24 protein-coding genes and 1 riboswitch are annotated in these 25,013 nt (G+C 59.5%); of the genes, 13 read left to right on the forward strand and 11 right to left on the reverse strand.

Annotated elements, in window-relative coordinates; translation table 11 throughout:
• Positions 1 to 32: 32 nt before the first annotated feature.
• Positions 33 to 590, forward strand: coding sequence for a DcrB family lipoprotein (locus VZP09_RS19230; protein WP_002920861.1), 558 nt, complete (start codon positions 33 to 35; stop codon positions 588 to 590).
• On the opposite strand, the gene VZP09_RS19235 is transcribed toward VZP09_RS19230, so the two are convergent.
• Positions 591 to 1,811 (reverse strand): MFS transporter, encoded by a 1,221-nt coding sequence (locus VZP09_RS19235; protein WP_004173981.1) that lies wholly within the window; start codon positions 1,809 to 1,811, stop codon positions 591 to 593.
• Between the two features lie 133 nt (positions 1,812 to 1,944).
• On the opposite strand from VZP09_RS19235, the gene VZP09_RS19240 reads away from it, so the two are divergent.
• Positions 1,945 to 2,994: an AI-2E family transporter gene (locus VZP09_RS19240; protein WP_004145147.1), complete on the forward strand. Its 1,050-nt coding sequence runs from the start codon at positions 1,945 to 1,947 to the stop codon at positions 2,992 to 2,994.
• Here the strand turns inward: VZP09_RS19240 and arnF are convergent.
• From arnF to VZP09_RS19280, 8 genes are all read right to left on the reverse strand, one after another.
• Positions 2,991 to 3,371: a 4-amino-4-deoxy-L-arabinose-phosphoundecaprenol flippase subunit ArnF gene (gene arnF, locus VZP09_RS19245; protein WP_002920863.1), complete on the reverse strand. Its 381-nt coding sequence runs from the start codon at positions 3,369 to 3,371 to the stop codon at positions 2,991 to 2,993. The two genes, VZP09_RS19240 and arnF, sit on opposite strands and share 4 nt — an antisense overlap.
• Complete coding sequence (gene arnE, locus VZP09_RS19250; protein ID WP_002920864.1) at positions 3,371 to 3,709, reverse strand: 4-amino-4-deoxy-L-arabinose-phosphoundecaprenol flippase subunit ArnE; 339 nt, start codon at positions 3,707 to 3,709, stop codon at positions 3,371 to 3,373. Before arnE ends, arnF begins: the two co-directional genes overlap by 1 nt.
• On the reverse strand, positions 3,706 to 5,361 hold the full coding sequence (gene arnT / locus VZP09_RS19255) for a lipid IV(A) 4-amino-4-deoxy-L-arabinosyltransferase (RefSeq protein ID WP_032415775.1): 1,656 nt from the start codon (positions 5,359 to 5,361) through the stop codon (positions 3,706 to 3,708). Before arnT ends, arnE begins: the two co-directional genes overlap by 4 nt.
• Positions 5,361 to 6,263, reverse strand: coding sequence for a 4-deoxy-4-formamido-L-arabinose-phosphoundecaprenol deformylase (gene arnD, locus VZP09_RS19260; RefSeq protein WP_009308746.1), 903 nt, complete (start codon positions 6,261 to 6,263; stop codon positions 5,361 to 5,363). The genes arnT and arnD overlap by 1 nt, the downstream gene beginning before the upstream one ends.
• A complete protein-coding gene (arnA, locus tag VZP09_RS19265) occupies positions 6,260 to 8,245 on the reverse strand; it encodes a bifunctional UDP-4-amino-4-deoxy-L-arabinose formyltransferase/UDP-glucuronic acid oxidase ArnA (RefSeq protein ID WP_004173963.1) in 1,986 nt (661 codons plus the stop codon). The genes arnD and arnA overlap by 4 nt, the downstream gene beginning before the upstream one ends.
• On the reverse strand, positions 8,242 to 9,225 hold the full coding sequence (gene arnC, locus VZP09_RS19270; RefSeq protein ID WP_002921035.1) for an undecaprenyl-phosphate 4-deoxy-4-formamido-L-arabinose transferase: 984 nt from the start codon (positions 9,223 to 9,225) through the stop codon (positions 8,242 to 8,244). The genes arnA and arnC overlap by 4 nt, the downstream gene beginning before the upstream one ends.
• Position 9,226: 1 nt before the next feature.
• Complete coding sequence (arnB, locus tag VZP09_RS19275) at positions 9,227 to 10,366, reverse strand: UDP-4-amino-4-deoxy-L-arabinose aminotransferase (RefSeq protein ID WP_032415777.1); 1,140 nt, start codon at positions 10,364 to 10,366, stop codon at positions 9,227 to 9,229.
• Between the two features lie 396 nt (positions 10,367 to 10,762).
• A complete protein-coding gene (locus VZP09_RS19280; protein WP_004181483.1) occupies positions 10,763 to 11,269 on the reverse strand; it encodes a phenolic acid decarboxylase in 507 nt (168 codons plus the stop codon).
• 97 nt (positions 11,270 to 11,366) lie between these two features.
• On the opposite strand from VZP09_RS19280, the gene VZP09_RS19285 reads away from it, so the two are divergent.
• The 8 genes from VZP09_RS19285 (at position 11,367) to VZP09_RS19320 (ending at position 18,997) form a co-directional block, all read left to right on the forward strand.
• On the forward strand, positions 11,367 to 12,227 hold the full coding sequence (locus tag VZP09_RS19285) for a LysR family transcriptional regulator (RefSeq protein WP_019705029.1): 861 nt from the start codon (positions 11,367 to 11,369) through the stop codon (positions 12,225 to 12,227).
• Between the two features lie 138 nt (positions 12,228 to 12,365).
• Positions 12,366 to 13,934: a nickel ABC transporter substrate-binding protein gene (nikA, locus tag VZP09_RS19290; RefSeq protein WP_328795345.1), complete on the forward strand. Its 1,569-nt coding sequence runs from the start codon at positions 12,366 to 12,368 to the stop codon at positions 13,932 to 13,934.
• Positions 13,934 to 14,878, forward strand: a complete 945-nt coding sequence (gene nikB, locus VZP09_RS19295; protein ID WP_032415779.1) for a nickel ABC transporter permease subunit NikB — start codon at positions 13,934 to 13,936, stop codon at positions 14,876 to 14,878. Before nikA ends, nikB begins: the two co-directional genes overlap by 1 nt.
• Positions 14,875 to 15,708 carry a nickel ABC transporter permease subunit NikC gene (gene nikC / locus VZP09_RS19300; protein WP_004188270.1) on the forward strand — a complete coding sequence of 278 codons (834 nt, stop codon included), beginning with the start codon at positions 14,875 to 14,877 and terminating at the stop codon, positions 15,706 to 15,708. The genes nikB and nikC overlap by 4 nt, the downstream gene beginning before the upstream one ends.
• Complete coding sequence (locus VZP09_RS19305) at positions 15,708 to 16,472, forward strand: nickel import ATP-binding protein NikD (RefSeq protein ID WP_004173959.1); 765 nt, start codon at positions 15,708 to 15,710, stop codon at positions 16,470 to 16,472. Before nikC ends, VZP09_RS19305 begins: the two co-directional genes overlap by 1 nt.
• The gene (gene nikE / locus VZP09_RS19310; protein WP_009308750.1) at positions 16,469 to 17,260 is read left to right on the forward strand and encodes a nickel import ATP-binding protein NikE; all 792 of its coding nucleotides are present in this window, start codon (positions 16,469 to 16,471) and stop codon (positions 17,258 to 17,260) included. Before VZP09_RS19305 ends, nikE begins: the two co-directional genes overlap by 4 nt.
• Positions 17,248 to 17,646: a nickel-responsive transcriptional regulator NikR gene (gene nikR / locus VZP09_RS19315; RefSeq protein WP_002921188.1), complete on the forward strand. Its 399-nt coding sequence runs from the start codon at positions 17,248 to 17,250 to the stop codon at positions 17,644 to 17,646. Before nikE ends, nikR begins: the two co-directional genes overlap by 13 nt.
• A gap of 98 nt (positions 17,647 to 17,744) precedes the next feature.
• Positions 17,745 to 17,926, forward strand: a riboswitch (M-box (ykoK) riboswitch).
• Between the two features lie 57 nt (positions 17,927 to 17,983).
• Positions 17,984 to 18,997 carry a magnesium transporter gene (locus VZP09_RS19320; protein ID WP_004181490.1) on the forward strand — a complete coding sequence of 338 codons (1,014 nt, stop codon included), beginning with the start codon at positions 17,984 to 17,986 and terminating at the stop codon, positions 18,995 to 18,997.
• A gap of 39 nt (positions 18,998 to 19,036) precedes the next feature.
• On the opposite strand, the gene VZP09_RS19325 is transcribed toward VZP09_RS19320, so the two are convergent.
• Positions 19,037 to 20,230, reverse strand: a complete 1,194-nt coding sequence (locus VZP09_RS19325; RefSeq protein WP_004150109.1) for an NAD(P)/FAD-dependent oxidoreductase — start codon at positions 20,228 to 20,230, stop codon at positions 19,037 to 19,039.
• Positions 20,231 to 20,459: 229 nt separating this feature from the next.
• On the opposite strand from VZP09_RS19325, the gene pitA reads away from it, so the two are divergent.
• Entirely contained in the window at positions 20,460 to 21,956 is a 1,497-nt protein-coding gene (pitA, locus tag VZP09_RS19330; protein WP_002921200.1) for an inorganic phosphate transporter PitA, read from the forward strand.
• A 55-nt stretch (positions 21,957 to 22,011) separates the two neighbouring features.
• Here the strand turns inward: pitA and uspB are convergent, their stop codons facing one another.
• Positions 22,012 to 22,347 carry a universal stress protein UspB gene (gene uspB, locus VZP09_RS19335; RefSeq protein ID WP_002921203.1) on the reverse strand — a complete coding sequence of 112 codons (336 nt, stop codon included), beginning with the start codon at positions 22,345 to 22,347 and terminating at the stop codon, positions 22,012 to 22,014.
• Positions 22,348 to 22,729: 382 nt separating this feature from the next.
• Here uspB and uspA point away from each other — a divergent pair, with 382 nt between their 5' ends.
• Positions 22,730 to 23,167: a universal stress protein UspA gene (uspA, locus tag VZP09_RS19340; RefSeq protein ID WP_004145166.1), complete on the forward strand. Its 438-nt coding sequence runs from the start codon at positions 22,730 to 22,732 to the stop codon at positions 23,165 to 23,167.
• A gap of 256 nt (positions 23,168 to 23,423) precedes the next feature.
• Positions 23,424 to 24,896: a dipeptide/tripeptide permease DtpB gene (gene dtpB / locus VZP09_RS19345; RefSeq protein WP_002921264.1), complete on the forward strand. Its 1,473-nt coding sequence runs from the start codon at positions 23,424 to 23,426 to the stop codon at positions 24,894 to 24,896.
• The last annotated feature ends 117 nt before the right edge of the window (positions 24,897 to 25,013 follow it).

The following is a 25,013-nucleotide window of genomic DNA, read 5'->3' on the forward strand; positions in this document are numbered from 1 at the left end:
ATTAGTGGCCGTTTATCGAAAGGAAGATGTCAATGCGCAATTTGGTTAAATATGTCGGTATTGGCCTGCTGGTGATGGGGCTTGCCGCCTGCGATAACAGCGATTCAAAAGCGCCAACCGTTGGCGCAGCAGCGGAGAGCAATGCCAGCGGCCAGGCAATCAGCCTGCTGGATGGCAAGCTGAGCTTCACCCTGCCTGCGGGCATGGCCGACCAGAGCGGCAAACTGGGTACCCAGGCGAACAATATGCACGTCTACTCTGACGCTACCGGCCAGAAAGCGGTCATCGTCATCGTCGGCGACAGCACCAATGAAGATCTGGCGGTGCTGGCGAAACGCCTGGAAGATCAGCAGCGCAGCCGCGACCCGCAGCTGCAGGTGGTGAGCAATAAACCGCTGGAGATTAAAGGCCATACCCTGCAGCAGCTGGACAGCATCATCTCCGCCAAGGGGCAGACCGCCTGGTCTTCCGTGATCCTCGGCAAAGTGGATGACAAGCTGCTGACCCTGCAGGTCACCCTGCCGGCGGATAACCAGCAGCAGGCGCAGACCGAAGCGGAAAGCATCATCAACACCCTCACCATCCAGTAATTACTGGCCTGGTGCGCTGGCCTCCGGTTCGCTAACCGGGGGCCGTTTTTTTAGCCGCCAGCCCAACAGCAGCGCCGCCATCACCAGCCCCGCCGCGGCGAGATAAATCATCGAGATCCCGGTCCACGCCATCAGCAATCCGGCCAGCGGCCCGCTGACGCCCAACGACAAATCCATAAACACGGTATAGGTCGCCAGCGCCGACCCCTGATTGTGCTGCGGCACCGCCTTCACCGCCACCACGCCCAGCGCCGGAAAGACCAGCGAAAAGCCAGCCCCGGTAAGGAAAGTACCGATTTTCGCCATCATCGGCGTATCGGCAAAGCCGACCAGCAGCAGGCCGATCGCCTCCACGCTAAAGCAGAGCATCGCCACGTTCAGCCCGCCGAGTCGGTTAATGGCGTTGGGAAACAGCAGCCGCGCGCCAACGAATGCGCAGCTGAATAATGTCAGCGCGAAAGCCGCGCCGTCCCAACCTTTGGCGTCATAAAATAGCGTGATAAAGGTGGCGATCACCCCAAAGCCGGCGGAGGCCAACGCCAGCGCCATGCCGTAGGGCCAGACGCGGCCGAGCACCGCGCGAAACGACATCGCTTTGCCTTTGGCAGCCTTCACCGCCGCGCGGGGCAGCGCGCAGAGGATAGCCACCAGCGCTACCGCCATAATGACCCCGGCCAGACCGCTGAGGCCAATGTGCGAATAGCACAGCACGCCGAGCGGCGCGCCCATCGCCATCGCCCCATAGGTCACAATCCCGTTCCACGAGATCACCCGCCCGATATGCAGCGAACCGACCACGCCGACGCCCCACAGCGTCGAGCCTGTGCCGGCGAAGCTCTGGCCGATACCAAGGATCACCCGTCCGAGGCATAACAGNAGCAGGCTAATCAGTGGCCAGCCGCTGCCCCAGGCGGCCAGCAGATAGCTTAAACCGCTCAAAAAGCAGCCACCGAGGCCGAAGACGACAATCTTTTTGGGCCCCAGCAGGTCGGCATAGCGCCCGGCATGCGGGCGGCTGAGCAGCGTGGCGAAATATTGCAGGCTAATCACCAGCCCGGCCCAGAAAGCGCTAAAGCCCATGACATCATGAACATAGCCGGGCAGCACCGCCAGCGGCAGGCCGATGGTGAGGTAGCTGGCAAAGTTAAAGATAACGACAGAGACAATCCGCAGATTGAGGCGCAGTCCATTAAGCGCCGGTTCGGCGACGGGTTCGGGCATCAGGTTCCACCAGATTTCGACAACCAGCTTTCACTATTACCACGCTGTCGGCGGAAAAGCAGCCCTCCTTTCGGAATATTGGCAGTCGGCGAACCGCTACACTTATCTGGCGCGACTCATAAAAGGAATACCTATGTCCCCTCCGCAGGCTGATAAAGCCGGGCTTCATATTTTACTTAAGCTGGCGGCGCTGGTGATTATCCTCGCCGGGATCCACGCCGCCGCCGATATCCTGGTGCAGCTGCTGCTGGCGCTGTTTTTCGCTATTGTTCTCAACCCGCTGGTCACCTGGTTCATTCGCCGCGGGGTGCGGCGTCCGTTCGCCATTACCCTGGTGGTGACGGCGATGCTGGTGATGCTCACCGCGCTGCTCGGCGTGCTGGCGGCGTCGCTCAATGACTTTGTCGCCATGCTGCCCGATTTCAACCGCGCCCTGACGCGCAAGATCCTCCAGCTCCAGGAGTATCTCCCCTTCCTTAATCTGCATATCAATCCGGAGCGGATGCTGCGGCGCATGGATTCAGAACGGCTGATGACCTGGGCCACGACGCTGATGACCCAGCTTTCCGGGGCGATGGCCAGCATCGTGCTGCTGGTGATGACGGTGATCTTTATGCTGTTTGAGGTTCGCCACCTGCCCTACAAACTGCGTTTTGCCCTCAATAACCCGCGCCTGCATATCGCCGGATTGCACCGGGCGCTGAAAGGCGTCACCCATTATCTGGCGCTGAAGACGCTGATTAGCCTGTGGACCGGGCTGATTGTCTGGCTGGGGCTGCTGGCGATGGGGGTACAGTTCGCCCTGATGTGGGGGGTGCTGGCGTTTTTGCTGAACTATGTGCCGAACATTGGCTCCGCCATCTCCGCTATCCCCCCCATGCTGCAGGCGCTGCTGTTCAGCGGCATCTATGAGTGCCTGTTGGTAGGGGCGCTGTTTCTGGTGGTGCATATGGTGCTGGGCAACATGGTGGAGCCGCGCATGATGGGCCACCGGCTGGGGATGTCGACCCTGGTGGTGTTCCTGTCGTTGTTGGTCTGGGGCTGGCTGCTGGGGCCGGTGGGAATGCTGCTCTCGGTGCCGTTAACCAGCGTCTGTAAAATCTGGATGGAAACCACCGTCGGAGGCAGCAAGCTGGCGATCCTGCTCGGCCCGGGCCGTCCCAAAAGCCGGCTCCCCGGCTAGCGGCGTTTCACCGGCCAGAAGATGGTCAATACGCCGGCGACGATGATCGCCACGCCCAGCAGCGATTGCCAGTAGAACGGCTCATGCCAGCCGGGCAGCCAGATGGCGGCGGCCCACACGAGGATATAGCTCAGGCTCAGTAGCGCATACGCTTTCGACAGCGGCAGGCGATGGAGGGCAAAGTACCAGCAGACCATCGACAGCAGGTAGCCCAGCAGGCCGAAAAACAGGCCGAAAGTCCCGGGCTGGAAATGCAGCAGATGCTGGAGAAATGCCACAATATCGGTCAGCGGCGGCAAGGCCACCATGGCGCTGCGCAGCAGCAACTGCGCGGCGCTGACGAGGCCGACGCTGAGTAATGCCCAGAAAAAGCCCATCAGACGCTGGTCCCCAGAATGACAATGCCCACGACGATCAACCCGACGCCAAGCCAGTGGCGACGGGCGACCGGCTCATGCCAGATGCCCCAGCCCGCGAGGGTAACCCAGACGAAATTCAGACTCAGCATCGGATAGGCGATGCTGACCGGAATAGACTGCAGGACGCTCAGCCACAGCAGCATGCCGCAGCCCAGACATAACAGCGCCATCCCCAACCAGAAGAGTATATGGCGACTCCGCCGTCCGCGACGGGACGGGCGGGTCGCCTGTTTCTGGCAGAGCTGTCCGGCGCAGCTCAGCAGGCTGGCGCACACCAGACAGATCCAGACGCTCATTGCGGCAGGTACTGAAGGAAAACGACCCGGCCCAGCTCGTAGGCGTTATCCGGTTTCGGTAACGGTAAGTCGAGCATACTCTCTCCTTTATCCATCAACAGCACCAGCGAGACCGGCCCCTGCTGACGATGCGCGGCCAGCCAGTCGGCAAAACCGGCCTGGCTGACAAAGCTTCCCTGAGCATCCGGCCAGTCGAGACCGTACTTCAGCTCACCCTGTTTGTCGAACATAATAATATCGCTTCGCTTCAGCTCCCAGGCCAGGCCGCCGGCGATCCCAACGTTGTTGGTCAGGACGTAACGGCTGGGCTGCAGGGATTCGCTGACGATCTCCACAAGGAACTGCGGCTGTTTGCTGTCGATAACCCGGTCCGGGATGGCGAAGCCCACCAGCAGCGCCAGGCCGAGCGGACAGAGCGCGGCGAGGCTCCAGCGGCGGCCAGAGTCTTTCATCGCCAGCCAGCCCATCAGCGCCCAGACGGCAAAAGCGATCGCCGCCAGCAGACATTTATACAGCTCAATCTTGGTCCACACCGGCCTATGCATGAAGCCCCACGGCGAGACCACCAGCACGGCGATAAGCCCCAGCAAACCAACGCCCAGGTTGATCATCCCGTTGATGCGCAACGCTTTCGCGCCGGTCTTTGCGGCCTCCAGCGCGTAGCGGGCCATCAGGATCGACAGCGGCGCAAAGCACGGCAGAATATAGGTCGGCAGTTTGCCTTTGGCGATACTGAAGAACAGGAACGGCATCGCCACCCAACCTAACAGATACAGCGCGCCGCGGGCCTCATCGCGCTCAAGCCAGCCGCGCTTTAGCGCCCCCGGCAGCAGGGCCAGCCACGGCAGACTGCCGGCGATCAGGAACGGGATGTAGTACCAGAACGGCGCTTTGTGCTGGGCGTCTTTTTCAGCAAAACGCTGAATATGCTCGACCCAGAAGAAGTAGCGCCAGAAGTCCGGCTCGCGCTGAGCGATAGCCAGCCCCCAGGGCAGCACCACCAGCGTACAGACGATTACCGCCAGCCAGCCGTAGGTCAGCACTTCACGCCAGCGTTTACGGGCGATCACCCACGGCAGAACGCCCACCACCGGCACCGCCAGCGCCAGGAAGCCCTTGGTCATCACCCCCATCCCGCAGGCGACGCCCAGCAGCACGTAGCCCAGTATTTTGCCGCTGCGGCTCTGCGCCTGCGCCGCGCCCCAGAAGCTGCACATCGCCAGCGCCAGCCACAGGGTGATCATCGGGTCCAGCACCGCATAGGTGCCAATCGCATACACCAGCATCGCGGTGAGGAAGATAATCGGCGACAGGATAGCTACCCGCTTATCACGAAAGATCCGCCACGCCAGCCAGGCCACCAGCAGGGCGGTCATGGTGATGGCGAAGACCGACCCGAAGCGTACGCCGAAGTTATTATGGCCAAACAGCCACTGACCGATACTGTTGATCCAGTAACCGGCAATCGGTTTTTCGAAGTAGCGCAGGCCGAGAAAATGCGGTACCACCCAGTCGCCGGTGGCCAGCATTTCACGGCTGATCTCCGCGTAGCGGGTTTCGTCGGGTTGCCAAAGCAAACGGAAATTGAGCGGCAGCAGATAATACAGCGCAAACAGCGCAATCAGAGAGACGCCATAGCGAATGCTTTTCATCAAATACCCGAAGTCAGTAATTGTTCACGTCCGAGCCAGCCTTCCCGGCCAGCCAGTTCACCACGAACCACTTTGCCTGAGGGCAGCTCGCTAAAGTCAGCGGGCAGCAGCTGGCTCAGTGGGCAAAACTGAATTTCTTCTTCCGCCGCCATGGTCAGTAGTTCATTGAACTGATCGGCGTAGGCAATGCCTTCCACTTCAGCGTGAATGGTATAGACCGGCACGCCCGCATCGCGATGGATGCAGTCCAGCAGGTAGCGGTTAAAGCCGGCGATATCCACCGCCGTGCCCACCGCCTCGTCCCAGGTCGGCAACGTGACCGGGATCTGCACGGTACCAGAGACGCCGCTGCCGAGCTGGGGCAGAAACGGCCGCGTGCCGCGACAGTCGCTGTTGTAGAGAAAATCGAAGGATTCTTTGGCTTTAACCACCCGCTGATCGGCGCGCCAGCCGGCGACGGCCGAGCAGGTCACCGGCCGGCCGATGATGCGCTCGAGCTCCAGCAGGCCGCGCTCAACCTCCAGCGCCAGCCGTTCCTGCGGCCAGACGCCGCTCCACGCCTGCCAGCTGTAGTGGTCCCAGGCGTGCAGGCCGACTTCATGAGATTCGGCGGCGGCGCGGATCACCGCTTCGTTCCCTGCGCCGATGCGGCGCCCCGGCCAGGCGGTGCCGGCCAGCAGAATATCCCAGCCGTACAGCGAGGCGGCTCTGGAACGCAGCATCTTCCACAGAAACTTCGGTTTTACCAGGCGCCACAGGTGGCGCCCCATATTGTCCGGCCCGACGCTGAAGAAGAAGCTTGCCTGGATCCCATGCCGGCCCAGCAGCTCCAGCAGCCGCGGAACGCCGTCCCGCGTGCCGCGAAAGGTATCGACATCTATGCGTAAGCCGACCTGTTTCATGGATTTTTATCGTCCACCAGTTCAACCGTGCGCAGGAAGAAGTCCAGCGTGTGTTCGACCGTTTCTTCCATCTCCACCTTCGGCTCCCAGTTCAGGCAGCGTTTGGCGTTGCGGATGCTCGGCTTACGATGCTCAACGTCCTGGTAGCCCTTTCCGTAGTAATCGCTGCTTTCCACTTCACGGAAGCCGGCGAACGGCGGGAAGCGATCGCGCAGCGGATGACGTTCGAAGCAGGCGAGCAGCATTTCGGCCAGCTCTTTGATACTCGCTTCGTTATCCGGGTTGCCGATGTTAATGATCTGCCCGTCGCAGCGGCCGTCTTTGTTCTCGATGATGCGGAACAGCGCTTCGATACCGTCGCTGATGTCGGTGAAGCAGCGCTTCTGCTTGCCGCCTTCGATAAGCTTGATCGGCGACCCTTCCACCAGGTTGAGGATCAGCTGAGTGATGGCGCGGGAGCTACCGATACGCGCGGCATTAAGGTTATCCAGACGCGGCCCCATCCAGTTGAACGGACGGAAAAGGGTGAACTTCAGGCCGTTCTTATCGCCATAGGCCCAGATCACGCGATCGAGCAGCTGCTTGGAGACCGAGTAGATCCAGCGCTGTTTGTTGATCGGCCCCACCACCAGGTTGGAGCTATCTTCGTCGAAGTTTTTGTCGGTGCACATGCCGTACACTTCCGAGGTCGACGGGAAGATAATGCGCTTATTGTATTTCACGCAGTCGCGGATGATTTTCAGGTTCTCTTCGAAATCCAGCTCGAACACGCGCAGCGGGTTGCGGGTGTATTCGATAGGCGTGGCGATGGCCACCAGCGGCAGCACCACGTCGCATTTCTTAATGTGATACTCGATCCACTCAGAGTGAATGCTGATATCGCCTTCCACAAAGTGGAAACGCGGACAGTCGAGAAAACGGCTGATGGCGTCGGAGCCGATATCCAGACCGTAAATCTCATAGTTGTCGTCCTGCAGCAGGCGCTCGGTCAGGTGGTTACCGATAAAGCCGTTGACGCCGAGGATCAGCACCCGGGTGCGACGCTTAATCGCCACCACCGGTTTGCTGCTGATCACCGCCCCGGACACCAGGCCCAGCGCCTGCGCCAGCTGAGCGCCCTGCATGTACACGCCGCGTTCGGTCTGGCCGGTGACAATCTCCAGCGCCCCGTCCTGGCACGCGACGATCAGCGGAGCAATGGAGAGCACGGTGCCCGGTTTAGCTGCTGGCAAATCGTGGCGAACGCGGGATTTCCAGACGATAAACTTGTTCGCTCCGGCGTAGCCGAAGGCGCCCGGCCACGGATCCGAGACCGCACGCACCAGATTGTGCAGNGTCTGTGCCGGCAGCTCCCAGTCCAGCCGGCCATCTTCCGGGGTACGACGCCCCACATAGGTTGCCTGGCTGTGATCCTGCGGACGCTCATCGGTGGTGCCGGCGAGGATCGCCGGCAGCGCCCGGCTCAGCAGCTCAGTGGCGGCGGCGCACAGCTTACGATGCAGCGTCAGGGCGGCGTCATCCGCGCCAATCGCCACGGCCTGCTGGGCGACGATATCGCCAGCGTCTGCGCGGTTCACCATCCGGTGTAGGGTGACGCCGGTTTCGCTTTCGCCATTGACCAACACCCAGTTCAGCGGCGCGCGGCCGCGATATTTTGGCAGCAGCGAACCGTGCAGGTTGAACGCCCCTTTCGGCGCCAGATTGAGGATCTCATCGCCCAGCAGGTTGCGATAGTAGAAGGAGAACAGCACGTCCGGCTTCATCTCGCGGATACGCTCAATCCACAGCGGATGGTTCACGTCTTCCGGCGCCCACACCGGAATGCCCTGCTCGGCGGCAAGGCGCGCCACGGAGCCAAAGAAATGGTTTTCGCCAGGGTTATCCGGGTGGGTGAAAATAGCAGCGATATCATACCCGGCGTCCAGCAGAGCCTGGATACCGGTGCAGCCCATATCGTGATAAGCGAAGACTACGGCTTTCATGAACGATCTTCCTCTTTAGATGCCGTTTCCGGCTGGCGAACAACACGTTGAATAAAGTAGCGGGGGCGGGCGCGCACGTCGTTATAGATGCGGCCGATATACTCCCCGAGCAGGCCCATACCGACAAACTGGGCGCCGATGAACATGAACAGCACGGCGAAGAGCATAAACACCCCTTCCGCCGCCCACTGCGGGCCAAAGGCCAGACGCAGCACCACCAGCAGCAGGCCGAAGGCGAAGCCCAGCAGGGCAATCACGCTGCCGAAAATGCTGAGCAGACGCAGCGGCGTGGTGGTCAGACAGGTCACCAGGTCGTACATCAGGTTGATCAGGCGCATGAAGCTGTATTTGGAGTCGCCGAATTCGCGCTCGGCGTGCATCACCGGGATCTCGACCGCGCGCCGGGCGAAGGTATTCGCCAGGATCGGGATAAAGGTGCTGCGCTCATGGCAGTTGAGCATGGCGTCGATGATATGGCGGCGGTAAGCGCGCAGCATGCAGCCGTAGTCGCCCATCGCTTTGCCGGTGGTGCGCTGGATCAGGCGGTTGATCATCTTCGACGCGGTTTTACGGAAGATGCTGTCCTGACGGTTCTGGCGGACGGTGCCCACCACGTCGTAACCTTCATCAGCCTTCGCCACCAGCCGCGGGATCTCCTCCGGGGGGTTTTGCAGGTCGGCGTCGAGGGTAATAATCAGATCGCCGGTTACATGGCTGAAGCCGGCCATGATCGCCGAGTGCTGGCCGTAGTTACGGTTTAACAGCACGGCGACGACGTGGCTGCCTTCCGCCTCGGCGGCTTCGGTGAGCATGCGCGCGGAATCGTCGCTGCTGCCATCGTCGATCAACAGAATTTCATATTGCCGCCCCAGGGTGGCGCAGGCGGCATCCGTACGACGAAGCAGTTCCGGCAGGCTATCCTGTTCGTTATAAACCGGGATAACCACCGAGACCTTCTTCACGGGAGGGTAAGTAAGCATATCAACGTCCTGACAACTGGCGCAGTGCGGAGATAACGCGAGTGACATCGTCATCGGTCATATCCGGGAACAACGGGAGAGAGCAGATGCGGGCACTGTTCCATTCGGTATTCGGCAGGGAAACCTCAGGGAAGCGCTCGCGGTAATATTTTTGCGTATGGGCCGCACGGAAGTGCAGGCCGGTGCCGATGCCCATCGCCTTCAGCTTTTCCATCAGCGCGTCGCGGCTGATGCCGCACGCGGCCTCATCGACGCGGATGATAAACAGATGCCAGGCGTGCTGGTGCTCCCAGGTCGGGACGCTCAGCGGTTTAAACGGCGTGTCCGCTAGCTCGCGCAGGTAGCGCTGGGCAATCTCAGTCCGGCGCTGATTGGCGTGGCTCAGTTTTTCCAGCTGGACCAGCGCCAGAGCGGCGTTGATATCGGCAAGGTTGTACTTGAAGCCCGGGGTGATCACCTCCGCCTGCGGCGCGCGGCCGTGGGTCTGGCGATCATAAGCGTCCACGCCCAGACCATGGAATTTCAGGCTACGGATGCGGGAGGCCAGCTCGTCGTCATCGGTGACAATCAGCCCGCCTTCGGCGCAGGTCATGTTTTTGATCGCGTGGAACGAGAAAATGGCGGTCCCCTGCCAGCCCACGTGGCGGCCTTTATAATGAGTACCGGCCGCATGGGCGGCGTCTTCGATCACCGAAATGCCATGGCGCTCGCCCACCGCGCGAATGGCGTCAATGTCGGCTGGCGCCCCGGCGTAATGCACGGGAATTATCGCTTTGGTACGCGAGGTGATCGCCGCTTCCACCGCTGCAGGGGTAATCATCAGATTGTCGTTATCGACATCGATCATCACCGGCGTGGCGCCCAGCAGGCAGATCATATTGAGAGTGGAGACCCAGGTCTGGGACGGCGTAATGACTTCATCGCCGGGACCAATACCCAGCGCCATCAGGGTCACATGCATCCCGCCGGTCGCTGAACTGACGGCAATCGCATGACGGTTGCCGGTCAGCTGGCAGAATGCCGCTTCAAGTGCCTGATTCTTCGGCCCGGTGGTGATCCAGCCCGACGCTAAAACTTCACGCAGGGCTGCCAGCTCTGCGTCGCCCATCGACGGGCGCGAAAAAGGCAAAAAATCGCTCATCATCATCCTGTTCTGTAGATGACCCACGCACGAATCTGGGTCGTTAGAATAAAATATCCTGCGCCTGCGGACTTAAACGAAATTAAAATGAAGTGAGTTCAGCACGGCATTCCATTTCAGGGTATCTCGACCACTATTAATGTAGTCGACCTTGCTTAGGATAATATTAAGAAATTAATATTTCTTTAGAACAAGAAATAACTTATTAATAAACAGTATGATAGGTGTTTTTTATGGCAGAAATTTGACGGAGGAGCGTTCCTGTCACGAAAAAGAGAACAGGAACGCAATAGTTGAAATTAAACGAGAACTAAACCAGTTCACAATTTATTATTCTGTCATTGTCACGCTTAATGACAAAAAGTTAGCGCAGATCACAAAGTTATTTCTGCTGAATTACAAATTTGCAGGAAAATCCGCAGGCAATTCGCTCGCCGGGCAATTAATGACCTCGTCATTATCCGCGCCACAGTCGCGAATGAAGGTGATAGTGGCGAACTCGTCAATCACTTCCGTCGGGTAGGCCGGGCCGGCATCGCGATACGAATTCATCAGCGGAATATGGTCGTTCTGGAAGCAGATGGTTTTTTCCGGGTTATTCATGATCCAGCGCGGGAAGAAAATAGTGCCGTGGAACAGTTTGTCGCCCAGGTTGACGATCAGGCTGACGTCGGTGCCGGTCGGTTCGGTCCAGGAGATTTTGTAGATACTTTCCCCCACCCGCACAATGTACGCTTCCTGATCTTTCACCCAGCGATTGCCGACGATGCCGCTGTGAATACGGTAGTCGAGGGTGTGGCCATTTTTGACGTAAATCTCGTAGTTCCAGCCGTTGTCGTAGGTATAGACCAGATGTTTACCGATAAAGCCGCTGAGGTCATGTTTGTCGAAAGTGCTCATCATTTATTCTCCTCTGTTTTGTTGAGGACAGCATACGTCTTAAAAAAATGAATGAATAACGCTATGTTTGGATTAAATATATTCAAATTTTAGATTGATTATGCACAAGACAACCCTGGAGCAGTGGGCGTTACTCGAAAAGGTAGTGGAATTGGGGAGCTTTGCCAGAGCGGCGGAGGAGACCAATCGCAGTCAGTCATCGGTAAGCTATAACCTCGCGCTGCTGCAGGAGCGCTTAGGCGTGGCGCTGCTGGCGCCGTCCGGCCGGCGGGCGGTGCTGACGCCGGCTGGCGAACTACTGCTGAATCAGGTCAAGCCGCTGCTGCAGGCCTTCGCCTACGTCGAGACGCACGCCGCCACTCTGCGCAACGGGGCGCGGACCCGCCTGGATCTGGTGGTCGACAGTATTTTCCCGCGCCAGCGGCTGTTCGCGATTTTACGCCAGTTTCAGCAGCGCTATCCGCAGACCCAGGTCAGGCTCACCGAAGTGCTGGAAAACCTGGATGACGAGAGCGCGGCGCGGACGGAAGCCGATGTGATGGTGCTAACCCGCCGCCAGGATATTACCGGCCGCGGGGAGTGGCTGATGAATATTGATTTCATCGCCGTCGCCCACCGCGACCACCCTCTCGCCGCGCTGGACGGACCGCTGGAGGATAGCGCGCTGGCGCCGTGGCCGCTGGTGCGCATTGCCGATCAGGGCGGCGATGGCCAGGCGCCGCGAGACGCCTGGACCTTCTCCACCATTGATGCCGCCATTGATGCGGTGATGTATCAGGTCGGCTTCGGCTGGCTGCCGGAGGAGCGCATTCGCCCCCATCTCGATCAGGGCGTGCTGAAGCGGTTGCCCCTCAGCCATGGCGCGCGCCGCGCGACGCCGCTGCACCTGATCGTCAAGCGGGACCTAGCGCCGATCGACGAACAGGTGGCCACGCTGCTGGCGTTGTTCCGGACGCCCTGAGGGGTAAGGCGGCGCTGGTCGCCTGGGCGTAATGATACGATTTTCTTATACTTTCCGGCGCAATATTGATCCAGGTTACTCCCAAAGTATGATGAATAACTAAAATCGTCATACTTTCCTGTCGTTGAGATTGCCGTCTTGTCTATTATCCGCCTCACCCTGCTGGCGCTGGTCGCCTGCGTCCCTCTGCTGGCTCAGGCCGCGCCGTACCAGCTCACCACCGCCTGGCCGGTTAACGTCGGCCCGCTGAATCCCCATCTCTATACGCCCAACCAGATGTTTGCCCAAAGCATGGTCTATGAACCGCTGGTGAAGTATCAGGCTGACGGCAGCGTACAGCCATGGCTGGCAACCCGCTGGCGTCACTCCACCGACGGAAAAACCTGGTGGTTCACCCTGCGCGACGATGTGGCCTTCTCCAACGGCGAACCGTTTAACGCCCAGGCCGCGGCGGCCAATTTTCAGGCGGTGCTGGCCAACCGCCAACGCCACGCCTGGCTTGAGCTCGCCAACCAAATAACCGACGTGCGGGCCCTCAGCGCCACCGAGCTGCAGATCACCCTGAAAAGCGCCTACGCCCCCTTACTGCAAGAGCTGGCCCTGCCCCGCCCGTTCCGCTTCATCGCCCCCTCGCAGTTTATCGATGGCGGCACCGCCAGGGGCATTAAAGCCCCGATCGGCACCGGCCCGTGGCGGCTGGCAAGCTCGCAGCTCAATCAGCGCGATGTGCTGGTGCGCAATGAGCGCTACTGGGGTCGCAAACCCGCGCTACAGCAAATCACCATCAAGGTGATCCCTGACGCCACCAGCCGGGCGGTGGCGTTCGAAACCGGGGAAATCGATATGCTCTACGGCGATGAAGGGCTGCTGCCGCTGGACACCTTCGAACGCTTTCGCCATCACCCCGGCTACGTGGCGCGCCTGTTCGCCCCGGCGGAGACGGTAATGCTGGCGCTAAACGCCAGCCAGGGCCCGACCCGCGAGCAGGCGGTTCGTGAGGCGCTCAACTACGCCGTCGATAAACAGACCCTTGTCGATAGCGTGTTGTATGGCACCCAGCAGGTTGCCGACACCCTGTTTGCCCCCTCCGTCCCCTACGCCCCGCAGGATCTGACGCCGCGCCGTTACGACCCGACAAAAGCCCGCGCCCTGCTGGAACAGGCCGGCTGGCAGCAGCTGGAGGGCCAGCCCTGGCGACAAAAAGCCGGGCAACCGTTGGCGATTGAGCTGGCGTTTATTGGCACCGACGCGCTGGCTAAATCGATGGCCGAAATTATTCAGGCCAATCTGCGGCAGGTCGGCGTGCAGGTCACCCTGGTGGGCGAGGAGGAAAGCAGCATTTACGCGCGCCAGCGCGAAGGCCGCTTCGGCATGATCTTCAATCGCACCTGGGGCGCGCCCTACGATCCGCATGCCTTTTTAAGCTCAATGCGCGTCCCGTCGCATGCGGATTACCAGGCCCAGCGCGGCCTGCCAGACAAGGCACTGATTGATAAAGAGATTAGTGAAGTGCTGACCACCGGGGACGAGGCGCAGCGGAGAAAACTGTACCATGATGTGCTGACCCGTCTGCATCAGAACGCGGTGTATCTGCCCATCAGCTATGTCTCGCTGATGTCGGTCGCGCGCCAGGAGGTCGGGGAGATCCCGTTCGCCCCGGTGACCAGCGAGATCCCTTTCGACCAGATTACCCCGGTAACGCCATAATGCTACGCTATATTTTACGCCGCCTGCTGCTGCTGATCCCGCTGCTGCTCGCCGCCTCCGCCATCATCTTTCTGCTGCTACGGCTCGGCGCCGGCGACCCGGCGCTGGATTATTTACGCCTGTCGAACCTGCCGCCCACTGAAGAGATGGTTGCCTCGACCCGCGAGCTGCTGGGGCTCAACCAGCCGCTGGCAATACAGTATCTGCACTGGCTATGGCGGGCGCTGCACCTGGATTTCGGTCTCTCCTATGCCACCCAGCGCCCGGTGCTGGACGACCTGCTGCACTTCCTGCCGGCCACCCTGCTGCTCACCGGCGCGGCGCTGGCGCTGATCCTCGTCACCTCCATGCCGTTGGGCATCTGGGCGGCGCGCCATCGCGATCGCCTGCCGGACTATGTCGTACGGCTGATTGCCTTCCTCGGCGTCTCAATGCCCAACTTCTGGCTGGCCTTTCTGCTGGTGATGCTCTTTTCCGTGCATCTGCAGTGGCTCCCGGCGATGGGGTATGGCGACTGGCAGCACCTGATTTTGCCCGCCGTCTCCATCGCCTTTATGTCGCTGGCGATCAACGCCCGCCTGCTGCGCGCCAGCATGCTGGACGCCGCCAGCCAGCGTCACGTGATATGGGCGCGGCTGCGCGGATTGAGCGCGCGCCAGGTGGAGCGCCGACATATCCTGCGCAACGCCACCCTGCCGGTGGTGACCGCCATGGGCATGCACATTGGGGAGCTGATCGGCGGCACCATGATTATCGAAAATATCTTTGCCTGGCCCGGGGTCGGCCGCTACGCGGTTTCCGCCATTTTCAATCGCGATTACCCGGTGATCCAGTGCTTTACCCTGATGATGGTGACGGTGTTCGTGCTGGCTAATCTGGCGGTGGATGTGCTTAACGCGGCGCTCGACCCGCGCCTGCGCCGCCACGAGGAGGTGAGCGCATGAGAGGGCTACAAAGTTTTCGCTGGCCGGTAAAACTCGCCCTGTTAGTCATCGCGCTGCTGGCGGTCATCGCCATCGGCAGCGGCTGGTGGCTGCCCTGGGATCCAGCGGCGATTGACCTTCAGCAGCGGCTGCTGCCGCCGGGCGCAGCGCACTGGCTCGGCACCGATCATCTCGGCCGGGATATTTTCTCACGCCTGCTGGCCGCCACCCGCGTTTCGCTGGGGGCGGTGATGGCTTGTCTGCTGCTGGTGCTGCTGATCGGCCTGGCGGTCGGCGGCAGCGCCGGACTGCTGGGCGGCCGTGCCGACCGCGGCCTGATGCGCATCGCCGAACTGTTTATGACTTTTCCGACCTCGATCCTGTCGTTCTTTATGGTGGGAGTGCTGGGTACCGGGCTGACCAATGTGATCCTCGCCATTGCGCTGTCACACTGGGCCTGGTACGCCAGAATGGTGCGTAACCTGGTGGTTTCCCTGCGCCAGCGCGAATTTATCCTCGCCGCCCGTCTGAGCGGCGCCAGCCAGTGGCGGCTGTTCAGCGACCATCTGGCCGGCGCGGTGATCCCCTCGCTGCTGGTGCTCGCCTCGCTGGATATCGGCCATATGATGCTTCACGTAGCCGGCATGTCGTTCCTCGGTCTCGGTGTCAGCGCACCGACGGCGGAATGGGGGGTGATGATCAACGACGCCCGGCAGTATATCTGGACCCAGCCGCTGCAAATGGTCTGGCCGGGGCTGGCGCTGTTCATCAGCGTGATGGCTTTTAACCTGCTGGGCGACGCGCTGCGCGATCGTCTCGATCCCCACCTGATCGCGGAGCATAGCCACTGATGCCGCAGAAGATCCAACTGGAACAGATCTCGCTTGCCGCTGACCGACCGCTGGTCAGCGACGTCTCCTTCACCCTGCGCCGCGGCCAGGTGCTGGCGCTGCTCGGCAGCAGTGGTTGCGGAAAATCGCTGACCTGCGCCGCCGCGCTGGGCCTGCTGCCGCCCGGCGTCAGGCAAACCGCCGGCCGGGTGCTTCTCGACGGCATTCCGGTGCACGGCGAACAGCTGCGCGGGGCGACCATCGCCACCATCATGCAGAACCCGCGTAGCGCCTTTAACCCGCTGCAGACCATGGCCGCGCATGCCCGGGAAACCTGCCGGGCAGCGGGTCGTGAAACGAATGACGCCGTGCTGCTGGCAGCGATGGAGGAGGTCGGTCTGGACAATCCGCGGGCGCTACTGAAGCGCTACCCTTTTGAAATGAGCGGGGGCATGCTGCAACGGATGATGGTCGCTCTCGCCCTGCTCAGCCGCGCGCCCTTTATCATCGCCGACGAGCCGACGACCGATCTCGATGCCATCGCCCAGGCGCGCATCCTCGACCTGCTGGCGGATATTGTCGCCAGGCGCGGTCTGGGACTGCTGCTGGTGACGCATGACATGGGCGTCGTGGCGCGGCTGGCGCATCACGTAACGGTGATGGAGAACGGTCGCCTCGTTGAACACTGCGATGTGAATACGCTATTTAGCGCCCCGCGGCACCCGCTCAGCCAGCGCCTGCTGGCCGCGCATCTGGCGTTATACGGTCTGGAGAAAACACCATGAATTTACTCAGCGCTACCGGGGTGAGTCACGATTATCCTCACCACGGCAGGGTCCTGCATGCGATCCATCTCGCCATCGCCCCCGGCGAAACGGTGGCCCTGCTCGGACGCAGCGGCTGTGGGAAAAGCACCCTGGCGCGGATGCTGGTGGGTCTGGAAACGCCGCAGCACGGTGATATTGCCTGGCGCGGCACGCCGCTGACTGCCCTGAAGGGCGAGGCCATCGGCGCCTTCCGCCGTGATATTCAGCTGGTATTTCAGGATGCCTTCAGCGCGGTGAATCCGCGCAAAACGGTGCGCGAGATCGTCAGCGAGCCGCTGCGCCATCTGTTGTGCTTGTCGCGTGAGGCGCGTGCGCGGCGGGTGGAAGAGATGCTGCTGGCCGTCGACCTCGCGCCGTCGCTGCTCGATAAGCGCCCGGCGCAGCTCAGCGGCGGACAGCTGCAGCGCGTCTGCCTGGCACGCGCCCTGGCGGTACGGCCGCAGCTGTTGATCCTTGATGAAGCGGTTTCAAATCTCGATCTGCTGCTGCAGGCGGAGATTATCGCCCTGCTGAAGCGTCTGCAGGCGCAGTTTGACACCGCCTGCCTGTTCATCACCCATGACCTGCGGCTGGTGGAGCGCTTTTGCCAGCGAGTGCTGGTGATGGAGCACGGGCGCATCGTCGAAACCGCAACGGTTAGTCTACCGCTACGCCTGCGTTCCCCTGCCGGACAGGCGCTCCAGCAGGCGGTGCTCCCCCCTTTTCCTGCCACTCTGCTTAACGAGGCCATGCCATGCAGCGCGTAACCCTGACCCTTGATGATGACCTGCTGGCCGCCCTCGATGCGCTAAGCGCCCGCCGCGGCTACCACAACCGTTCGGAGGCGGTACGCGATATTCTGCGCGACGCCCTCAACCAGGATCCTCCGTCGCCGGAATCACGGCGCGGGTATGCCGTCCTGTCGTACGTGTATGAACATGAGAAACGCGAACTGGCGAGCCGGCTGGTGGCCACCCAGCATCATCATCACGATCTCTCCGTCGCCACGCTGCATGTACATATCAGTCATGACGACTGCCTGGAGATTGCGGTGCTGAAAGGTGATATGGCCGAGGTACAGCATTTTGCCGACGACGTGATTGCCCAGCGCGGCGTGCGCCATGGGCATTTGCAGTGTTTAGCGGATGATTAATTATTTGAAAATTCTTGGGTGGTTTATCAACAGTTGATAAACCACATAAACTATACGCTTTGTGAATTATCCCTCTTCGCCAATAATGGCGCCTCATTTAACGATCTCGTTATGGCGAGGCTCCTGCATAAATACAAGTTACCGCCCTGTTGGTATCGAGAGAGACCACTCAGGGAAATACAGGCTTCCATCGAATCAAGGTGTTGCCAAGGTAACTTCTGGCGGTCATGACCGTTCAGATACGTTATGCAGTGCTAAAACCAGGACGTAGGGATCTGCCTGCGCTAACCCTGTCTTGTTCGCCCCTATGAGTGATTTTTTATAGGGATTTTTAAACATGTCTTCCATTCAACTCTGCGCCGCCCATCAGGCGACCTCTGGCTTCGACGGCGATGCGATCGCCCAGTACATGCGTACCGATTTTATTACGCTGCAGGAACATCTCAGCGTTCATGAGGCGCGCGAACACTTTATCTCCCAACTGGCCAGCGATGATATTCCCGGGCAGGTGTTTGTCGTCGCCGGCAAGAAGCTGCGTGGCAGCCTGTCGGTCAAAAAGCTACTCCAGGAAACGGATATCAACCAGTCTATCCGCCACCTGATGGACAGCTGCCTGTTTCGCGTCAAACCTGACGATGAGCGCCAGCAGGTGATTGCCGAGCTCAGCGAGCGCGGCCTCGACCTGGTCCCCGTCGTCGATAAAGGCGAGCTGGTCGGCTGCCTGATGGAGAAGGAGATCGCCCATCTGCTGGAGGATGACGTCACCGAAGATGCTCAGCTGCAGGGGGCAACGCTGCCGCTGGAAAAACCGTACCTCGAGATCAGCCCCTGGACGCTGTGGAAAAAACGCTCGGTGTGGCTGCTGCTGCTGTTCGTGGCCGAAGCCTACACCAGCAGCGTACTGCAGCATTTCGAAGAAGCCCTGGAATCGGCCATCGCGCTGGCCTTCTTTATTCCGCTGCTCATCGGCACCGGCGGCAACAGCGGAACGCAGATCACCTCGACGCTGGTGCGCTCGATGGCGCTGGGGGAAGTGCGACTGCGCGATATGGGGCGGGTGATCCGCAAAGAGGTATCGACCTCGTTTCTGATTGCCCTGACCCTGGGCCTGGCGGGCTGCCTGCGCGCCTGGATGATGGGGATTGGCATGGAAATCACGCTCATCGTCAGCCTGACGCTGGTGTGCATTACCCTGTGGAGCGCGATTGTCTCCTCGGTCATTCCGATGGTGCTTAAGCGGATCGGCATTGACCCGGCGGTAGTTTCCGCGCCCTTTATCGCCACGCTGATTGATGGCACCGGGCTGATTATCTATTTCAAAATCGCCCAGTATTTTCTTGGGTTGAACTGATCATATACGTCCGGGCACCAGGGCGCCCGGACGCGTAGATTACCCTTCCACCAGCGCCTGCGCGCAGGCCCAGGCGCTTGACCACGCCCACTGGAAGTTATACCCCCCGAGCCAGCCGGTAACGTCCATCACTTCGCCGATAAAGTAGAGACCCGGCGCCTTACGCGCCTCCATAGTACGCGACGAGAGTTCGTTGGTGTCCACGCCGCCGAGGGTCACCTCCGCCGTCCGGTAGCCTTCGGTGCCGTTCGGCTGCACGCGCCAGGCGGTTAACGTCTCCACCAGCGTCTGCTGATCGCGAACGTTCAGTTGCTTGAGCGTCACATCAGGTATCTGCCCCAGCTGCTGCAGACACTCCACCAGCCGCTTCGGCAGCTGCATCGCCAGGGTGTTCTTCAGGCTCTGGTTGGGATGCGCGCTGCGCTGCTCGTTAAGGAAGTCATCAAGATCGCAGTCCGGTAGCAGATTAACGGTGACGAACTCGCCGGGCTGCCAGTAGCTGGAAATTTGCAGCACCGCCGGTCCGGAAAGGCCGCGGTGGGTGAACAGCAGATTTTCGCGAAACAGAGTGCCGTTCTCGGCGGTAATGGTCGACGGCACCGACACGCCGGAGAGGACCTGCAGCTGCTCAAGCAATGGCTTGTGGAGGGTAAACGGCACCAGCCCCGCACGGGTCGGCAGCACCTTCAGGCCGAACTGCTCGGCGACTTTATAGCCAAACGGCGAGGCGCCGAGCCCCGGCATCGACAGACCGCCGGAGGCGATCACCAGCTTTTTGGTCACCAGCGTTTCGCCGTTCACCTGTAGCCGGTAGCCTTGTTCATCGCGCTCCACGCTGAGGATTTCGCTGCGCAGACGGATCTGCACGCCGCCCTTTTCACATTCCGCGAGCAGCAGATTGACGATCTGCTCCGCCGAATCATCGCAAAACAGCTGGCCGAGGGTCTTCTCATGCCAGGCGATGCCGTATTTACCGACCAGCTCGATAAAGTCCCACTGGGTGTAGCGCGCCAGGGCAGATTTGCAAAAATGCGGGTTTTGGCTCAAATAGGCCGCCGGTTCAACATACATGTTGGTAAAGTTGCAGCGGCCGCCGCCGGACATCAGAATTTTTCGCCCCGGCTTTTTGCCGTTATCCAGCAGCAGGACGCGGCAGCCAAGCTGGCCCGCCTGCGCTGCGCAAAACATTCCCGCCGCTCCGGCGCCAACGACAATGGCATCAAACCTTTCCACACCGCGTTCCTCGTTCCCCAATTGTCGGGTTTTGTAAATATTTCACTCTGGTCACACCAGCGGGAAAAATCCCGCATTAGATACATCATTGAAAGATATAGGATTACTCCCAACAGGGTAAAACCTAAACAGGAAGAAAATCAAAAAAAGTCTATATTTCACTTTGCCCGCGCCGCTAAAGTCACTGATAATGCGCCGCGTTCATGTCCTCAAAATGGCGTAACGTCCTATGCTACATTTATTTGCCGGTCTGGATTTACATACCGGACTATTATTATTGCTTGCTTTAGCTTTTGTACTGTTTTACGAAGCGATTAACGGTTTCCATGATACCGCAAACGCGGTGGCTACGGTTATCTACACTCGCGCAATGCGCTCACAGCTCGCTGTGGCGATGGCGGCGCTCTTCAACTTCTTCGGCGTTCTGCTGGGCGGTCTCAGCGTAGCCTATGCCATCGTGCATATGCTGCCGACCGATCTGCTGCTTAACATGGGTTCCGCACATGGCCTCGCCATGGTGTTCTCTATGCTGCTGGCGGCGATCATCTGGAACCTCGGCACCTGGTACTTCGGTCTTCCAGCTTCCAGTTCTCATACCCTGATTGGCGCCATCATCGGCATTGGTTTAACCAATGCGCTGATGACCGGTACTTCCGTGGTTGATGCGCTGAATATCCCGAAAGTCATCGGTATTTTTGCTTCGCTTATCATCTCGCCGATCGTCGGTCTGGTGATCGCGGGCGGCCTGATTTTCCTGCTGCGTCGCTACTGGAGCGGAACCAAAAAACGCGCGCGTATCCACCTGACGCCCGCAGAGCGTGAAAAGAAAGACGGTAAGAAAAAGCCGCCGTTCTGGACCCGTATCGCGCTGATCCTGTCTGCTATTGGCGTGTCGTTCTCTCACGGTGCTAACGATGGGCAGAAAGGCATTGGCCTGGTGATGCTGGTGCTGATCGGCGTCGCGCCGGCGGGTTTCGTGGTGAATATGAATGCCTCTGGTTACGAAATCACCCGTACCCGCGATGCGGTCAACAACGTGGAAACCTTCTTCCAGCAGCGTCCTGAACTGCTGAAAAAAGCCACCGGCGTCGATCAGCTGGTGCCTTCTCCGGATACCAATACCGCGGCCAATGGCGAGTTCCACTGCCATCCGGCGAACACCATCAACGCCCTTGACCGCGTCAAAACCATGCTGACCGGCGTTGAGAACTACGAGTCGCTAAAACCGGAACAGCGCGGCCAGCTGCGTCGCATCATGCTCTGCATCTCCGACACCACCGACAAGGTGGCGAAGCTGCCGGATGTGAGCGCTGACGACCAGCGTCTGCTGAAGAAACTGAAAACCGATATGCTGAGCACCATCGAGTACGCGCCAATCTGGATTATCATGGCTGTCGCGCTGGCGCTGGGTATCGGCACCATGATCGGCTGGCGCCGCGTGGCGACCACCATCGGTGAGAAGATTGGTAAGAAAGGCATGACCTACGCTCAGGGGATGTCGGCTCAGATGACCGCAGCGGTTTCTATCGGTCTGGCGAGCTACACCGGGATGCCGGTTTCCACCACCCACGTACTCTCCTCCTCGGTAGCGGGGACGATGCTGGTGGATGGCGGTGGTCTGCAGAAAAAGACGGTGACCAGCATTCTGATGGCCTGGGTGCTGACCCTGCCGGCAGCGATTATCCTTTCAGGCGTCCTTTACTGGCTCTCCCTGAAACTGATTTAAGCGTTATTCGTTCAAAACGGGCCAGCTTGCTGGCCCGTTTTTTTATTCTGAAACGTTAGTGCCAGATCATCAGCGCAATCAGGCTCACCACCACCAGGCCGCACAGGGCGCTGGTCAGGATAAACTGGCGACGAACACGTTCGCAGCGACGAATAAATTCATCATCGTGATGGTCACGGTAGCGCTGGGCATAGATATACCACACCAGCCGCATCTGTTTGCTGGGCTGCCCGTGCGAGGTAAAAAAGCCGCCGCCATCAACATACTGATAGAGCAAGGGATCGCAACCACGTAGCACCACCAATAATGCACGCAACGATGAGAAGTAGCGTGCCATATTCACCACACAAACGACACACAGGGCCCAAAACAGCGCAATAGTGCTGATCATACCTCCTCCCCGGCGACCCGCCTACGGAGAAAACCTCCGCGGCTACCGCTCCCCAAATAACCCACGACGATACCGTAAAGAGTGCGATTCCGATCACATTTATTTTTCCGACCGGCTCATTAAATAGTGTAGGAGATCCATTAATTTTTTTACCACAAGGTTATTCGTTATCAATACGTAAGACGGATAAATTTGTTTAACTTTTAGGTGAACCCAGTGCATTGACGGAGTGNGGGGGGCGCTATAAGGTAGGAAATATCTTCTACAATGAAGTCCTTAAAGGCTACCCTCCCGCGAATGTAGCACGCAGGACGCGGGCGAAACGGCAGCGCCAGCTGTCAGGTCCAATGGTCATCGACAAACTTATGGAAGGAGTAACACTATGGCTTACAAACATATTCTGATTGCAGTAGACCTGTCCCCGGAGAGTAAAGTACTGGTTGAAAAAGCCGTTTCTATGGCCCGCCCGTATAACGCGAAAGTCTCCCTGATCCATGTGGATGTGAATTACTCCGACCTCTACACCGGGCTGATTGACGTTAACCTCGGCGACATGCAAAAACGCATCTCCGAAGAGACCCATCACGCGCTGACCGAGCTCTCGACCAACGCAGGCTATCCCATCACCGAGACCCTGAGCGGCAGCGGCGACCTTGGCCAGGTGCTGGTCGATGCGATTAAAAAATACGATATGGACCTGGTGGTCTGCGGCCATCATCAGGACTTCTGGAGCAAGCTGATGTCCTCTGCCCGCCAGCTGATTAACACCGTTCATGTCGACATGCTGATCGTCCCGCTGCGCGACGAAGAAGACGAATAACCGTCTCGTTTTATCCGCGCAATACGCCCGCCGATGCGGGCGTTTTTTATTTTCGCTTTCCCTCGCCATGCGGCAGAACTTCAATCCATAAAATCGCCATTCAATTAGTGTGATCAACCAGTTATTCGGCGAAATATCTATATAATAATCTATTCCATAAGCCAATAACCGCAGCATGGCGAGTTATCAGACATTTTCGGCGCGTTCTGGCATACGCGTTCATACTTTTTGGGAAAGTAATACAAGGCGAAGGAATATGAATACAACTGCACCTACGGGCTTGCTGCAGCAACCTCGTCCGTTCTTTATGATCTTCTTTGTGGAGCTCTGGGAACGTTTTGGCTATTACGGCGTTCAGGGGATCCTGGCGGTCTTCTTTGTTAAACAGCTGGGCTTCTCTCAGGAACAGGCCTTTATCACCTTCGGCGCCTTCGCGGCGCTGGTTTACGGGCTGATCTCCATCGGCGGCTACGTGGGCGACCATTTGCTGGGGACCAAACGCACGCTGGTGCTCGGCGCCATTGTGCTGGCTATCGGCTACTTTATGACCGGGATGTCGCTGCTGAAACCGCAGCTGATCTTTATCGCTCTCGGCACCATCGCCGTCGGCAACGGTTTGTTTAAAGCCAACCCGGCGAGCCTGCTCTCCAAATGCTATCCGCCGAAGGATGCCCGTCTCGACGGGGCATTTACCCTGTTCTATATGTCGATAAACATCGGTTCGCTGCTGTCGCTGTCGCTGGCGCCGGTGATCGCCGAAAAATTTGGCTACGCGGTAACCTATAACCTGTGCGGCGCGGGGCTGATTATCGCGCTGCTGGTCTACTTCGCCTGCCGCGGGATGGTGAAAGATATTGGCTCCGAGCCGGATCATCGCCCCCTCAGCCTACGCAATCTGGCGCTGGTGCTGGCCGGTACGGTGGTAATGATTTTTCTCTGCGCCTGGCTGATGCATAACGTGATGATCGCCAACCTGGTGCTGATTGTTCTGTCGGTCGTGGTTATTGCGTTCTTTTTCCGTGAGGCGTTTCGCCTCGATAAAACTGGACGCAACAAAATGTTCGTCGCCTTTATTCTGATGATCGAGGCGGTGCTGTTTTACATTCTGTATGCCCAGATGCCGACCTCGCTGAACTTCTTCGCCATCAACAACGTCCATCATGAGATCCTTGGCTTTACCATCAACCCGGTCAGCTTCCAGGCGCTGAATCCCTTCTGGGTAGTGGTCGCCAGCCCGGTGCTGGCGGCGATCTACACCCATCTCGGTCATAAGGGTAAAGACCTGACCATGCCGGTGAAATTTACCCTCGGGATGTTCCTCTGCGCGCTGGGCTTCCTGACCGCCGCGGCGGCCGGGATGTGGTTCGCCGACGCCCAGGGGTTAACCTCGCCGTGGTTTATTGTGCTGGTCTATCTGTTCCAGAGTCTGGGCGAACTGTTAATCAGCGCTCTGGGGCTGGCGATGGTTGCCGCGCTGGTGCCGCAGCATCTGATGGGCTTTATTCTGGGGATGTGGTTTCTGACCCAGGCCGCCGCTTTCCTGCTGGGCGGCTATGTGGCGACCTTTACCGCGGTGCCGGAAAACATCACCGACCCGCTGCAGACCCTGCCGGTCTACACCAATGTGTTCAGTAAAATTGGCCTGGTGACGCTGGGCGTCACGGTGGTAATGGCGCTGATGGTGCCGTGGCTGAACCGGATGATTAATACCCCGGCCAGCGCCGAATAACCGTTTGAGATGGCCGATCCACTGGCGCCGTTTGTTCAAATATTGCGGTTCCCGGCTCGCGCTACAATTTGGTAGCCCGGATAAGGCGCTTTGCCCGCTATCCGGGTGATATCACAA

Source organism: Klebsiella sp. EMBS2024, assembly GCF_036233805.1.
In the GTDB taxonomy this organism is placed as follows: Bacteria; Pseudomonadota; Gammaproteobacteria; order Enterobacterales; family Enterobacteriaceae; genus Klebsiella; species Klebsiella pneumoniae.

Coding starts and splice junctions, on each gene's coding strand:
- arnF (WP_002920863.1), bottom strand. CDS start 3,371: ATGGGCTTTTTCTGGGCATTACTCAGCGTCGGCCTCGTCAGCGCCGCG.
- arnC (WP_002921035.1), bottom strand. CDS start 9,225: ATGCTTACTTACCCTCCCGTGAAGAAGGTCTCGGTGGTTATCCCGGTT.
- uspA (WP_004145166.1), top strand. CDS start 22,730: ATGGCTTACAAACATATTCTGATTGCAGTAGACCTGTCCCCGGAGAGT.
- uspB (WP_002921203.1), bottom strand. CDS start 22,347: ATGATCAGCACTATTGCGCTGTTTTGGGCCCTGTGTGTCGTTTGTGTG.
- nikR (WP_002921188.1), top strand. CDS start 17,248: ATGCAGCGCGTAACCCTGACCCTTGATGATGACCTGCTGGCCGCCCTC.
- arnE (WP_002920864.1), bottom strand. CDS start 3,709: ATGAGCGTCTGGATCTGTCTGGTGTGCGCCAGCCTGCTGAGCTGCGCC.
- VZP09_RS19320 (WP_004181490.1), top strand. CDS start 17,984: ATGTCTTCCATTCAACTCTGCGCCGCCCATCAGGCGACCTCTGGCTTC.
- pitA (WP_002921200.1), top strand. CDS start 20,460: ATGCTACATTTATTTGCCGGTCTGGATTTACATACCGGACTATTATTA.
- nikE (WP_009308750.1), top strand. CDS start 16,469: ATGAATTTACTCAGCGCTACCGGGGTGAGTCACGATTATCCTCACCAC.
- VZP09_RS19280 (WP_004181483.1), bottom strand. CDS start 11,269: ATGATGAGCACTTTCGACAAACATGACCTCAGCGGCTTTATCGGTAAA.
- arnB (WP_032415777.1), bottom strand. CDS start 10,366: ATGAGCGATTTTTTGCCTTTTTCGCGCCCGTCGATGGGCGACGCAGAG.
- VZP09_RS19240 (WP_004145147.1), top strand. CDS start 1,945: ATGTCCCCTCCGCAGGCTGATAAAGCCGGGCTTCATATTTTACTTAAG.
- VZP09_RS19230 (WP_002920861.1), top strand. CDS start 33: ATGCGCAATTTGGTTAAATATGTCGGTATTGGCCTGCTGGTGATGGGG.
- VZP09_RS19305 (WP_004173959.1), top strand. CDS start 15,708: ATGCCGCAGAAGATCCAACTGGAACAGATCTCGCTTGCCGCTGACCGA.
- VZP09_RS19285 (WP_019705029.1), top strand. CDS start 11,367: ATGCACAAGACAACCCTGGAGCAGTGGGCGTTACTCGAAAAGGTAGTG.
- arnD (WP_009308746.1), bottom strand. CDS start 6,263: ATGAAACAGGTCGGCTTACGCATAGATGTCGATACCTTTCGCGGCACG.
- dtpB (WP_002921264.1), top strand. CDS start 23,424: ATGAATACAACTGCACCTACGGGCTTGCTGCAGCAACCTCGTCCGTTC.
- nikB (WP_032415779.1), top strand. CDS start 13,934: ATGCTACGCTATATTTTACGCCGCCTGCTGCTGCTGATCCCGCTGCTG.
- nikC (WP_004188270.1), top strand. CDS start 14,875: ATGAGAGGGCTACAAAGTTTTCGCTGGCCGGTAAAACTCGCCCTGTTA.
- arnT (WP_032415775.1), bottom strand. CDS start 5,361: ATGAAAAGCATTCGCTATGGCGTCTCTCTGATTGCGCTGTTTGCGCTG.